This window comes from Mariniflexile fucanivorans (genome assembly GCF_004341235.1).
Classification (GTDB): Bacteria; Bacteroidota; Bacteroidia; order Flavobacteriales; family Flavobacteriaceae; genus Mariniflexile; species Mariniflexile fucanivorans.
In genome coordinates this window covers 700,663-713,242 of the sequence record NZ_SLUP01000001.1, presented here as the reverse complement: position 1 = coordinate 713,242, position 12,580 = coordinate 700,663, and the positions used below count along the sequence as shown (strand labels likewise).

Annotated in this window: 13 protein-coding genes; 11 read left to right on the top strand and 2 right to left on the bottom strand. The window is 32.3% G+C overall.

Annotated features, from left to right (window positions below; translation table 11 throughout):
* Nucleotides 1–55 precede the first annotated feature (55 nt).
* Nucleotides 56–979: a DUF6427 family protein gene (locus EV196_RS03175; protein ID WP_132214801.1), complete on the top strand. Its 924-nt coding sequence runs from the start codon at nucleotides 56–58 to the stop codon at nucleotides 977–979.
* On the opposite strand, the gene upp is transcribed toward EV196_RS03175, so the two are convergent.
* Nucleotides 968–1,627 (bottom strand): uracil phosphoribosyltransferase, encoded by a 660-nt coding sequence (upp, locus tag EV196_RS03170; protein ID WP_132214799.1) that lies wholly within the window; start codon nucleotides 1,625–1,627, stop codon nucleotides 968–970. The two genes, EV196_RS03175 and upp, sit on opposite strands and share 12 nt — an antisense overlap.
* A gap of 163 nt (nucleotides 1,628–1,790) precedes the next feature.
* Here upp and EV196_RS03165 point away from each other — a divergent pair, with 163 nt between their 5' ends.
* Nucleotides 1,791–2,396, top strand: coding sequence for a DUF4254 domain-containing protein (locus tag EV196_RS03165; protein ID WP_132214797.1), 606 nt, complete (start codon nucleotides 1,791–1,793; stop codon nucleotides 2,394–2,396).
* Between the two features lie 69 nt (nucleotides 2,397–2,465).
* Complete coding sequence (locus tag EV196_RS03160; protein WP_243652161.1) at nucleotides 2,466–3,503, top strand: glycosyltransferase family 9 protein; 1,038 nt, start codon at nucleotides 2,466–2,468, stop codon at nucleotides 3,501–3,503.
* Nucleotides 3,504–3,560: 57 nt separating this feature from the next.
* Here EV196_RS03160 and EV196_RS03155 read toward each other — a convergent pair whose 3' ends face one another.
* Nucleotides 3,561–4,616: a ferredoxin--NADP reductase gene (locus tag EV196_RS03155; protein WP_132214795.1), complete on the bottom strand. Its 1,056-nt coding sequence runs from the start codon at nucleotides 4,614–4,616 to the stop codon at nucleotides 3,561–3,563.
* A 211-nt stretch (nucleotides 4,617–4,827) separates the two neighbouring features.
* Here EV196_RS03155 and EV196_RS03150 point away from each other — a divergent pair, with 211 nt between their 5' ends.
* From EV196_RS03150 to atpB, 8 genes are all read left to right on the top strand, one after another.
* A complete protein-coding gene (locus EV196_RS03150; RefSeq protein WP_132214793.1) occupies nucleotides 4,828–5,229 on the top strand; it encodes a DUF2059 domain-containing protein in 402 nt (133 codons plus the stop codon).
* Between the two features lie 6 nt (nucleotides 5,230–5,235).
* Nucleotides 5,236–6,714, top strand: coding sequence for a DUF5687 family protein (locus EV196_RS03145; protein WP_132214791.1), 1,479 nt, complete (start codon nucleotides 5,236–5,238; stop codon nucleotides 6,712–6,714).
* An 11-nt stretch (nucleotides 6,715–6,725) separates the two neighbouring features.
* Nucleotides 6,726–7,433, top strand: a complete 708-nt coding sequence (locus EV196_RS03140; protein WP_132214789.1) for an ABC transporter ATP-binding protein — start codon at nucleotides 6,726–6,728, stop codon at nucleotides 7,431–7,433.
* A 266-nt stretch (nucleotides 7,434–7,699) separates the two neighbouring features.
* Entirely contained in the window at nucleotides 7,700–10,267 is a 2,568-nt protein-coding gene (porW, locus tag EV196_RS03135) for a type IX secretion system periplasmic lipoprotein PorW/SprE (RefSeq protein ID WP_132214787.1), read from the top strand.
* Between the two features lie 8 nt (nucleotides 10,268–10,275).
* On the top strand, nucleotides 10,276–10,695 hold the full coding sequence (locus tag EV196_RS03130; RefSeq protein ID WP_132214785.1) for a bactofilin family protein: 420 nt from the start codon (nucleotides 10,276–10,278) through the stop codon (nucleotides 10,693–10,695).
* The gene (locus tag EV196_RS03125; RefSeq protein ID WP_243652160.1) at nucleotides 10,655–10,885 is read left to right on the top strand and encodes an AtpZ/AtpI family protein; all 231 of its coding nucleotides are present in this window, start codon (nucleotides 10,655–10,657) and stop codon (nucleotides 10,883–10,885) included. Before EV196_RS03130 ends, EV196_RS03125 begins: the two co-directional genes overlap by 41 nt.
* The gene (locus tag EV196_RS03120; protein WP_132214783.1) at nucleotides 10,885–11,277 is read left to right on the top strand and encodes a hypothetical protein; all 393 of its coding nucleotides are present in this window, start codon (nucleotides 10,885–10,887) and stop codon (nucleotides 11,275–11,277) included. The genes EV196_RS03125 and EV196_RS03120 overlap by 1 nt, the downstream gene beginning before the upstream one ends.
* A 103-nt stretch (nucleotides 11,278–11,380) precedes the next feature.
* Nucleotides 11,381–12,493, top strand: coding sequence for a F0F1 ATP synthase subunit A (atpB, locus tag EV196_RS03115; RefSeq protein ID WP_132214781.1), 1,113 nt, complete (start codon nucleotides 11,381–11,383; stop codon nucleotides 12,491–12,493).
* The last annotated feature ends 87 nt before the right edge of the window (nucleotides 12,494–12,580 follow it).

Sequence of the window (12,580 nt, the reverse complement as noted above, 5' to 3'; positions counted from 1 at the left end):
GTTTCTAACCAGTTTTAGTTAGTATATTTACGAAGCAAAAATACAAAAACAGTTAATGATAACAAGCATTTTTAATAAATCTAAATCAATAAATTTTATCATTGTTCTTTTTATTACTGTTTTGGCTTTTCTAGCAGCTAGAACAAACTTAATAACAGAACCTGTAACGCCTGCATTTGTTTTTAAACAAATAACGGTATTTGGTATTTGTGTTCTTACAATTTTAGTTTTTAATTTTATTATTACCAAGAATAGTTTAACCCAAACCAATAACTACGAAATTTTATTGTTCAGTTTGTTTTTATTAGCAATCGTACAAACAACAAGCCATACTAATATTCTTATATCTAATCTTTTTGTGTTGTTGGGTCTTAGAAGAATTATAAGTTTGCGTTCACAAAAAAACATTAAAAATAAACTTTTTGATGCCGCTTTATTTATAGCCATGGCTTCATTATTTTATTTTTGGGCCATTCTCTTTTTTATAGTATTTCTTTTTAGTTTGATATTCTATTCTGATAATAATATCAGACATTGGATTATCCCATTTATAGGTGTAGTATCTGTTTTTAGTATTTCGGTTGGTGTGTCGGTTATTGTTTATGATGATTTTTTTGGAATATTTACATCACCCAGAAGTGTTAGTTACGATTTTAGCCCATACAATTCCACTAAATATTTAGTAGCTATAACCATGTTGCTTTCCTTTGGAATATGGTCTTCTATATTTTATATGCAGAGTATTAAAAAGAAAAAAAAAGATTTGAGGGCATCTTTTAAAATTGTTATTGTTACAGCGATACTTGCATTTGTTTTAATATCGCTTGCGCCAAATAAAAATGGCAGTGAGTTTTTGTTTTTGTTTGCCCCGTTAGCTATAATTATTACAAACTACATAGAGATTGTAGAAGACAAATGGTTTAAAGAAGTATTTCTGGCGCTTTTAATACTCACGCCTTTTTTGGTGTTAATGTTGTAGTTTTTCTCCAAAAGATAAATCGCCTGCATCACCTAAACCAGGAACAATATAACCTTTATTGTTTAGTTTTTCATCAACAGTAGCAATCCATAAATGTGTTGTTTTGTCAAAATGTTTTTCAACGTAGTCAATACCTTCTTGTGCACCAATAACACTCACTAAATGGATCTCTTTAGGGGTTCCATAAGGCTTTAAAGCTTCAAAAGCACAAACCATCGATTGTCCTGTTGCTAGCATGGGGTCTGCTAAAATAAGCGTTTTGTTTTCTAAATTGGGGCATGCTAAATATTCTACTATAATTTCAAAATTTTCAGAATTTTGTTCGTGGTGTCTATAGGCGGAAATAAAGGCGTTTTCTGCGGTATCAAAATAATTTAACAATCCATTATGCAACGGTACGCCGGCTCTTAAAACAGAGCATAATACAATATCATTTTCTAGAACCTGTACGGACGATGTTCCTAATGGCGTTTCAACAGAAACCGATTTATAATTTAAGATCTTACTCATTTCATAGCCCAAAATTTCGCCAATTCGCTCAATGTTTCTTCTAAAACGCATACGGTCTTTTTGAATGTTTACATTTCTAACTTCAGAAATAAACGTATTTAAAACTGAGTTTTTTTGTGATAAGTTATGAATGTGCATAAGTTTCAATCTTTCGTTTTGAATGCTAAAGTTAATTATTTCGTGTCAAATTATGGGTATCTTACCATTTATAATAAAAATGAAATCGTATTGGGTATAAAAGAGAAAACCTACTAATTATGTTTAATTTTTGTAGTTTTGTACTTCTTAAAATTTATACACCATGTTTACAAATAAAGCCAATAAAATTTTTCAAGACGTTATAGCAAAATACCACGTTATAAATACTGTAGATCAATCCTTTGACAACCCCTATTCAGAAAGTGATTTATTAGAACATTTATTATATAGAAAATGTTGGATTGATACGGTACAATGGCATTACGAAGACATTATTCGCGACCCGCAAATAGACCCAGTGGCAGCTTTAACCTTAAAGCGGAAAATTGATGCTTCCAACCAGGATAGAACCGATATGGTGGAATACATTGATAGCTATTTTTTAGAAAAATACAAACATGTAACGCCTAAGCAAAACGCAACAATCAACACCGAAAGTCCTGCTTGGGGCGTAGATAGATTATCTATTTTAGCCTTGAAAATTTATCATATGAATGAAGAAGCAACTAGAAAAGATGCTTCTGATGCACACCGTTCTGCTTGCCAAACAAAACTGGATATTTTATTAGAACAACGCGTTGATCTATCTACCGCCATCGATACGCTTCTTAGTGATATTGAAAAAGGCGATAAATACATGAAAGTGTATAAGCAAATGAAAATGTATAATGATGATGAATTAAACCCTGTACTAAGAGGACAGAAATAATAGCAATACAGTTAAATTAATAAACTCCTGTCAGTCTGAGCTTGTCGAAGACTTTTCAAGTAACTATCGATGTCTAAACTGCCAAAACACATACTCGTTATTCGTCTATCCGCTATGGGCGATGTGGCTATGACAGTACCTGTTTTAAGAGCTTTCACACAGCAATATCCAGATGTTAAAATTACCGTTTTAACCAGAGCATTTTTTAGCCCTTTTTTTAGAGAATTAGAAAATGTTTCGGTTTTTCCTGCTGAAGTAAATGGAAACCATAAAGGCATTGTTGGACTTTACAAACTTTCAAAAGAATTAAAAAATTTAGGAATCGATGCTATTGCAGATTTGCATAATGTGCTTAGAACTAATATTTTAAAAACCTTTTTCTTCGGAAAACGTTTTGTCCAAATTGATAAAGGCAGAGCTGAAAAGAAAGCATTGATTTCAGGTGAAAATTTTCAGCAATTAAAAACCACGCATCAACGTTATGCAGATGTTTTTGAGGCTTTGGGTTTTAAATTGAACTTATCAAATCCTACATTTCCTAAAAAAGCTATTTTAAATGAAAAAATAAAAATCCTTTTAGGAGACACTTCAAAAAAGTTAATTGGTATCGCGCCTTTTGCAGCTCATGAAGGTAAAATGTATCCATTAGATGTTATGAAAGACGTGATTAAAACGCTTTCAAAAGAATATAAAGTAATTTTATTTGGCGGTGGAAAAAAGGAAACGGATATTCTAAATGAGGTCAAAACAACATTTGAAAATGTTATAAATGTTGCCGGAAAATTGACCCTTACTGAAGAATTAGACCTTATTTCAAACTTACACTTAATGCTTTCCATGGATTCTGGAAATGCGCATTTAGCAGCCATGTTAGGTGTAAAAGTGGTGACCATTTGGGGTGTAACACATCCGTTTGCAGGTTTTGCGCCATTTAATCAACCAGAGGAATACGCTTTACTTTCAGATAGAAATAAATATCCCAAAATTCCAACGTCCGTTTACGGCAATAAATACCCAGAAACATACAAAGAAGCATCCAGAAGCATTTCACAAGAAACAGTTGTTGATAAAATTGAGTACATAATTTCTGTGAAAGTAGGAATTTAATTTACTAAAAATTCTTATCCACAACCGTGAGTATTCCCCTTCGGGGGTTGGGGGCTTTTAAACATCATCATAATCCACCACAATAGTAGCGGTGGTTGGATGTGCTTGACACGTAAGAATTAAACCAGCAGCCACTTCTTTTTCGGTTAAAATATTGTTTTGGCGCATGGTTACTTCGCCTTCTTTTAGACGGGCTAAACAACTACTGCAAATACCGCCTTGGCATGAATATGGCGCATCGATATCTTCATCTAGAGCAGCTTCTAAAATAGTTTGTTTTTGAGACATTTCAATGGTCGTTGTCTCGTCATCTACCGTAATGGTTGCTGTTGTATTACCGGTTGGCGCTATTTTTTCTTCAATTTCAACAGGTTTTGCAGCTTTAAAAAGCTCGAAGTGAATACGGTCTTTATCAATGCCATTATCTGTTAAAACATCTTTAACAACATGAATCATGGCTTCTGGTCCACACAAATAAAAGGCATCTACCTCAATATGTTTGTGTTGGTTTAACATCACATAATTAACCGTGCTTTTTTCAATCCTGCCAAAAATAGAATCGTCTTTATCTTGCTTGCTAAAAACAAATTGAATAGAAAAACGATCTTTATGTTCATGTTGAAGTTCTAAAAGTTCATTTAAAAACATAGTATCTTCGGTCGATTTGTTTCCATAAACCAAAATAACCTTGCTATTAACTTCTTCTTCCAAAGCACATTTTATAATGCTTAAAATAGGTGTAATACCACTACCAGCAGCAAAAGCAGCTATGTTTTTTGTTTTAGAATCGTTTGGTTCAAATATAAAATGACCTTTTGGTGATGCCACTTCCAAAACATCTCCAGCTCTCAATTTAAAATTAGCATACGATGAAAATGTACCGTCTTGAACCGCTTTTATAGCTATTTTAAGTTCCCCACTTTTAGGAGATTCGCATAGCGAATAATCGCGACGTAATTCTTTACCATTTAAGTTGGCTTTTAAAGTAACATACTGCCCTGCTTTAAATGAAAAGGTGCTTTTCAAGTTATCGGGCACATTAAAAGCTATACTTATGGCGTTATTGGCTTCTTTTTTTATGTTTTTAATGGAGAGTTTGTGAAATGTTGGCATATGTAAGTTTTTTGACAAAAATAATGAAGCCTTTAGATTTATAATACAATTAATTAAAAAAATAATTACTCATGATATTTATGTGTAAGAATATTATCTATATATTTGAATTTAAGAGTCTATCAAATAAATTTTTAAAACCTTGTAACAAACAGTTTAAGTAAAGTACTAACTAATTACAAATTAATAAATAACCTAAGAAATTATCAAAATGAAAAAATTACTATTTGCATGCCTATTTTTAGTTGCCATTGCAACCCAAGCCCAAGAATCTTCTGATTTTAAAACAGAAACTATTGAATTTATAAAACTAACGGGAGCGGGTGCTGCGTTTGATGGTGCCATTGCACAAATTGGTTATAGTGTTCCCGAAGCAAATAAAGAAGCATATACCAAAGAAGCTATGGCCACATTAGATGCTTTATATGATAAGATAGCAGATCTTTATATGGAAGAATTCACTCAAAGTGAAATAAAAGAACTCGTTGCTTTTTACCACACCGATTTAGGAAAAAAATTAGCAACCAAACAATTAAGTTTAACCCAAAAAGCGATGATGTTTGGGCAATCTTGGGGTATGGAAGTGGGTCAAATTGCCCAAAAACATAACTAATTAGTTATGATTAAAAACTTTTTAAGTTTAGAATGGAAATCTTTTTTTAGGTCGGCAAGCTTTGGAAAAGGACTCGCCATAAAAATACTTATGGTATTTTTAGCACTGTATTTTATAACCATTTTTTTAGGGTTGGGAATTATTTTGTACCCAGCACTTAAAAAAGGGTTTCCAGACCAAAATCCACTAACTATTGTAAACAGTGTTCTGTTTTATTGGATTATTGGCGATTTGGTTTTTAGGTTTTTCTTTCAAAAATTACCTGTAATGATTGTAAAACCATTATTGGTTCTACCAATTAAAAGACGGGAAATTGTAAATTATGTTTTAGGAAAATCGGTTACTTCATTTTTTAATTTCCTGCCGCTTTTTGCCATCATACCCTTTGGTATCACCTTATTGATAGAAGGTTATCCAACAGTTTCAGTTTTAACTTGGATGTTAACCTTAATGTTGGTAAGCCTCATTATAAATTTTCTAAATTTTATTATTGAGAGTTTTTCATCAGAAATTGAATTATCCTTTTTGCCCATTATAAGTATCGTTGGTGGCCTGTTTGCTCTTAACTATTTCAATATTATTTCGTTTTCCCAAATTTTTTCTAATGGATTTAATGCTATTTATAATACGCCCATTTTAATTGTAATTCCTGTTTTAATTTTAATAGGACTTTATGTCGTAAACTTCAAATTACTAAGGAAAAAGCTGTTTTTAGATAGTGGTTTAAAAGAAAAAGTAAAGGAAATAGAAACCTCTAATTTAGATTGGACCAAAAATTTTGGAGCTATTGCGCCTTTTATGCAGTTGGATTTAAAACTAATTTGGCGTAATAAGCGTACTAAATCATCAGTTTGGATGTTGTTATTGGGTTTGTTTTATGGACTGTATTTTTACTCGAAGCCTATATACCAAGATATGCCCTGGTTTTTTGCATTTATTGGTATTTTTTCAACAGGCACATTTTTAATCAATTTTGGTCAATTTATTCCTGCTTGGGATAGTGGTTATTACAAACTGCTCATGAGCCAGAATATTAAATACGAACAATATTTGCAATCCAAATTCACATTAATGGCTTTAAGTGTTGTTATATTATTTGTTTTAGGTATTCCTTATGTGTTTTTTGGTTGGAAAATTCTTTTAGCTCATTTTGTGGCTGCTATTTACAATGTTGGGGTTAACACGCATGTTATTTTATATGGTGGCTCATTCAATAGAAAGAAGATAGATTTAAGTCAAAAAGCAGCATTTAATTATCAAGGTACGGGTGCGGTACAATGGCTTATTGGTATTCCATTGTTACTTATCCCCATGGGTATATTTGCTTTGTTTTATTTTCTAATAGGTTTTGAACTAGCCTGTTTAGTCCTAGCAATTTTAGGTATTTTAGGCATTGTGTTTCATCAAAAAATAATGAAAGGCATTACCGCCAAATATGTGCAGTCAAAATATAAAATGATTGATGCTTTCAATCAAAACAACTAATAAACAATATCATGATAGTAACATCAAACTTATCAAAAAAATATAGCGGCAATTTAGTTTTAAATATCGAATCTTTGGAAATTCCAAAAGGACAAAGTTTTGGTTTAGTTGGTAATAACGGTGCTGGTAAAACCACTTATTTCAGCTTGCTTTTAGATTTAATTCAGCCTACAACCGGCTTTATAATAACTAAAGACATTCAAGTGAATGAAAGTGAAGACTGGAAACCTTTTACGTCTGCATTTATAGATGAAAGTTTTTTAATAGGGTATTTAACTGCGGAAGAATACTTCTATTTTATTGGTGAATTGCGTAATCAAAATAAGGCCGATGTAGATGCTTTGGTAGCACAGTTTGAAGATTTCTTTCACGGTGAAATACTCAATCAGAAAAAATACTTACGCGATTTAAGTAAAGGAAACCAAAAGAAGGTGGGTATTGTAGCGGCTTTAATAGGAAATCCTGAAGTGATTATTTTAGATGAACCTTTTGCCAATTTAGACCCAACAACACAAATCCGCCTTAAAGGCATCATTAAAGATTTAGCAGAAAAACAAGGTGTTACCGTATTGGTTTCCAGTCACGATTTAATGCATGTAACCGATGTTTGCGAACGTATTGTGGTGCTTGAAAAAGGTGAAGTTGTAAAAGATTTAGCAACCAATGCCACTACTTTAAAAGAACTGGAAGCACATTTTGCGGGAACGGAAGTTGTCTAGCCTAGGTTTCAGCCGGAGTCTTCAGTTTTCGTCATTTCCAACTCTGCGCCTTTAGGTAACAATTATTATTCTCTGTGAAACGCTGTGGTTCACAGCGAATCTTAGCGTAATAATTTTTGTTTCAAGCCTCAAAACCAAACAAATACTGTCACTTCATCCAAAAATCCTGTCATTTTATCGGATAATCAAAAAAGATGCTTATTTTTACCTGCTTACATAATATAAGCACGAGTTTATAGTTATTATTTAGACTAAAAATACCAACATTGAAAATACCGTTTAAAGCAGCCCTCGTTATTGCATGTTCTATAATACTGTTAGTAAGTTGTTCTAGAAAAAAGGACAAATTCATTAACCGAAATTTTCATGCCGTTACTGCAGAATTCAATGCACTTTACAATGGTTACAATGCCTTGGAAGCTGGCAGAAGCAGTTTAATTGATGGGTATTTTGATAATTATTGGGATGTTTTACCAATTGAACGTATGCAAATATCTGAGGAAGTCATGCTTCCTGGGCAATCTAAAAATGAAAATTTCAATACAGCAGAAGAAAAAGCGGTAAAAGCCATTCAAAAACATAGCATTACGATTGATGGGAAAGAAAAAAACCCTCAAATTGATGAAGCGTACCTGCTTTTAGGAAAATCTAGATATTTCGATCAGCGTTTTATACCAGCGTTGGAGGCTTTTAACTACATCTTGTACAAATATCCTGCAAGTGATAAAATTAACCAAGCGAAAATTTGGCGTGAAAAAACCAACATCCGATTGGATAACGATGAACTTGCCATTAAAAACCTAAAACGTTTATTAAAACAAGAAAAACTTGAAGACCAAGATTTAGCCGATGCTACGTCTATGTTGGCACAAGCGTATTTAAATACAAAATCGGTTGATAGTGCCATTACCCAACTAGAAATAGCTTCGAATGCTACAAAAAGTGATGATGAACGTGGGCGTTACAGATTTATTCAAGGGCAATTATACAACGAATTAGGAAAAAAAGATAGTGCTATTTATGCTTTTGATCGGGTTATTGAACTCAACCGCAGAACACCTCGAATTTATATGATTGGTGCCGAAATTGAAAAAATTAAAAATTTCGATTATGAAAACGGCGATAAATATGAGTTGTTAGAACATATTACAGAACTTGAAGAAAATCGTGAAAACCGACCTTTTTTAGATAAAATCTATCATCAAAAAGCATCTTATTTTCTGCACTATCAATCAGATTCTTTAGCAACCGCATACTTCAATAAATCGTTAAGAACCAACTCGCCAGACAAAGTTTTAAGAGCCAAAAATTACGAGATTTTGGGTGATATGAATTTTGATAAATCTGTTTACGAAACAGCAGGAAACTATTACGATAGTACCATGACAAGTTTGGTTTTAAACTCGAAACCATACAGAATTATAAAACGTAAACGCGATAATTTAGAAGATGTAATTTATTATGAATCCATCGCTAAAGTAAATGACAGTATTTTGAATTTAGTCAATTTATCTGAAGATGAACGTGTTGCTTATTTTGAAACTTTCATTGAAAAGCTAAAAATTAAAGCAAAAGAAGAAAAAGAAAAAGCAGAAGCTGCCGAACGTAATAGTAACTCGGGCTTAGTAGTTGCTAATAATATAGGAAATCAACCGGTTCGAACAGGCACGCCAACACAAGCTGCCATGTTTTATTTTTATAACCCAACAACCGTGGCGTATGGTAAAAATGAATTTACAAAAATTTGGGGAAATCGTGCGTTGGATGATAATTGGAGATGGTCTAACAAAGGAACATCTGGAGCCGTTGGAAATGCTTCAACCAATAATTTAATAGTATCGGCTTCAGAAGACGAATTATTCGATCCGCAGTTTTATATTTCTAAAATTCCTTCCGAAGCTAAAGAAATTGATAGTCTTTCTAAAGATAGAAATTATGCTTATTACCAATTAGGATTGATTTATAAAGAGAAATTTAAAGAATACGAATTGGCAAAAAGTAAACTTCAAAACTTACTAAATAGCAATCCAGAGGAACGATTAATTCTTCCTTCAAAATACAATTTATATAAAATTTATGAAGTTTTAGGCGAAAATAGCGAAGCTTCAATTGCTAAAGCAGATATAGTTTCAAACTACCCAGAATCTCGATATGCCACTATTTTAACGAATCCAGATTCAGCTTCAGATAAAGATAAAAACAGTCCAGAAAGTTTATATGAAACACTGTATGAACAGTATGAAAATCAAGAGTATGCAGAAGTTATTTCAAAAAGTGAAGCATACATAAACACGTTTGATGGCGAACCAATTGTACCAAAGTTAGAGCTTCTAAAAGCCACAGCCACTGGCCGTTTATATGGATTGGAGGCTTATGGAAAAGCTATTAACTATATTGCAATTACGTATGCTAATACACCTGAAGGCAAACAAGCACAAGATATAGAAACTAATGTATTGCCAAAATTAGCGAGTTCCGATTTCATTCAAGAAAGTGATAATACTGCAAATAATTATAAAGTTATTTTCAAGTTTGAAAACCCTAAACCAGAACAGATTGCGAGTTTTCAAAAGACATTGGATGAGGTATTAAAAAACATTAGATATTACACGTTAAAATCATCGGTTGATGTGTATAACCCTAATACCACATTTGTGATAGTTCATGGGTTAAAAAATGAACAAGTAGCAAAAACATTTGACCAGTTGCTTGTTAAAGAAGATAAGAAAAAAATTAAAGAACCATATTTTGCAATAACATCTGCAAATTATCAAATTATTCAAATCCATAAAAATTTGGATGCTTATTTAAGTACAGGTAATAACTCTAAATAAACAATATTATGTTTTCAGATAACAAAAAAGAAAAACAGTCTATTGAAGGCTTATCGAGTCAGAACATCATTTCACAAGGCACTAAAATAGTGGGCGATTTTACAAGCGAAGGCGATTTTAGAATAGATGGTACCTTAGAGGGTAACATTAAAACTTCAGGCAAAGTGGTAGTTGGTAAATCAGGATTTATAAAAGGAACCTTGCAAGGTACCGATGCTTATTTTGAAGGTAAGTTTAATGGTAAATTAGCATTATCGGGCACACTAACCTTAAAAGCAACAGCAAATATTGATGGGGAAGTGGTAGCAGGAAAATTAGCGGTTGAACCAGGTGCTAATTTTAACGTGACCTGTATTATGAAAGGAACCGTAAAAGAAATGAATAAAGGTGGACAGGAAAAATCAACAGGATCCGAAAAAACCGCTTAAAAACGCTGTTATTCTTACTGGAATAGCATTTCAAATGGGTATAACTATTTACCTTTTTATTATGCTGGGCAAATGGTTAGATGTCAAATTTTCTAACGGCGGAAAATTATTCTTGATTATAGGCACCCTGCTTGGTGTTGCCATAGCGCTGTATGTTGTTTTGCAGCAATTAAAGAAGTTTAATGATTAATGAGGAGATTATTAGCGGTAAATATTTTTATAATAGCTAGCATATCTATTATAACCTATTTCATTTACATTTTTGTTTTAGAATATACAGAATTACCCATACTTAAAAGTCAAATTTTATGGGCGTATATTATTAATACCCTGTTGGCAATAGGTATTATGTGTTTTCTATTTTTATTTAGAGAACGGTTTAAAGACCAGTTAGGGCTTCTTTTTATGCTGGGGAGTTTTATAAAATTCGGCTGTTTTTTTATTTTCTTTTATCCATCCTATAATTCCGATGGAAATATAACACGCTACGAGTTTTTTTCCTTCTTTATTCCATATGCCATTTGTTTAGTAACCGAAACAACAACAACTGTACGGATTCTCAATAAATTAGATACAAATTAAGAAGCAAAAACAACCCCTTTAAATAATGTGAAATTTAGATTTTTTATTTTAAGATAAAAACATACCTTTGCACCGATTTTTAGCCCACTATTAATTAAGTGATATGCAAAATATATTTTCATTAAAAACAATTTGTTTATTATTTTTCTTTGTTACAAGCATTTCTTTTGCTCAAGATAGTCATCAAAAGATGCACATTGAAGAAATTGCACCAGAAGTAGAAGGTAAACAAGGTTTAAAAGAAGAAATTAAAGAATACATCAATCATCACTTGCTAGATTCGCATGATTTTGGTTTGTATTCTTACGTAAATGATGCAGGTGAACATAAGCATATTGGTTTTCCGCTTCCAGTAATTTTATGGGATAATGGGTTACAGGTTTTTATGTCTTCAAAATTACATCATGGAGAATCTGTGGCTGAAGTTAATGGAAACTACTACAAGTTATACCACGGAAAAATTTATAAAACAGATGCAGAAGGTACTATTAATTATGACGAGCATCATCATGCAACAAACGCAAAGCCTTTAGATTTTTCAATCACTAAAAACGTTTTCACTATTTTCTTAGTAGGTTTATTAATATTCTTCATGTTTGGAAGAATGGCTAAATCTTACCAAAAAGGAGCTATACCAAAAGGGATGGGTCGTTTATTAGAGCCTATTGTGCTTTATATTCGCGACGACATCGCCATTCCAAATATTGGAAAAAAACACTACAAACGTTACATGAGTTTCTTGTTAACGGTGTTTTTCTTTATCTGGATTATCAACTTATTAGGATTAACGCCGCTTGGGGTTAACGTAACCAACAATATTGCTGTAACGCTCGCATTAGCATTATTAACTTATTTAATAACTACATTTACAGCTAACAAAAACTATTGGGGGCATATTTTCTGGATGCCGGGTGTGCCATGGCCAATGAAAATTATTTTAGCTCCTATTGAGTTATTAGGAACAATAATTAAACCTTTCTCATTATTAATTCGTTTGTATGCAAATATTACTGCAGGACACATTGTATTAATGAGTATTATTGGTTTAATGTTTATTTTTAAAAATTGGTTAGGAAGTTCATTATCATTTGGTTTAGCTTTCGTGCTAGCTTTGTTAGAACTTTTAGTGGCAGCTTTACAAGCCTATATCTTTACAATGTTATCGGCATTGTACTTTGGTTCGGCTGTAGAAGAACATCACCACGACGACCATTAAATTGTAGTTTTTGTCATTTCCATACCTGTACTGAAGTTGTTTTAGTAAAGATGGAAATTTAAATTGAGTGTTTAATTTTTAATATAT

Coding starts and splice junctions, on each gene's coding strand:
- EV196_RS03175 (WP_132214801.1), top strand. CDS start 56: ATGATAACAAGCATTTTTAATAAATCTAAATCAATAAATTTTATCATT.
- upp (WP_132214799.1), bottom strand. CDS start 1,627: ATGCACATTCATAACTTATCACAAAAAAACTCAGTTTTAAATACGTTT.
- EV196_RS03165 (WP_132214797.1), top strand. CDS start 1,791: ATGTTTACAAATAAAGCCAATAAAATTTTTCAAGACGTTATAGCAAAA.
- EV196_RS03160 (WP_243652161.1), top strand. CDS start 2,466: ATGTCTAAACTGCCAAAACACATACTCGTTATTCGTCTATCCGCTATG.
- EV196_RS03155 (WP_132214795.1), bottom strand. CDS start 4,616: ATGCCAACATTTCACAAACTCTCCATTAAAAACATAAAAAAAGAAGCC.
- EV196_RS03150 (WP_132214793.1), top strand. CDS start 4,828: ATGAAAAAATTACTATTTGCATGCCTATTTTTAGTTGCCATTGCAACC.
- EV196_RS03145 (WP_132214791.1), top strand. CDS start 5,236: ATGATTAAAAACTTTTTAAGTTTAGAATGGAAATCTTTTTTTAGGTCG.
- EV196_RS03140 (WP_132214789.1), top strand. CDS start 6,726: ATGATAGTAACATCAAACTTATCAAAAAAATATAGCGGCAATTTAGTT.
- EV196_RS03130 (WP_132214785.1), top strand. CDS start 10,276: ATGTTTTCAGATAACAAAAAAGAAAAACAGTCTATTGAAGGCTTATCG.
- EV196_RS03120 (WP_132214783.1), top strand. CDS start 10,885: ATGAGGAGATTATTAGCGGTAAATATTTTTATAATAGCTAGCATATCT.
- atpB (WP_132214781.1), top strand. CDS start 11,381: ATGCAAAATATATTTTCATTAAAAACAATTTGTTTATTATTTTTCTTT.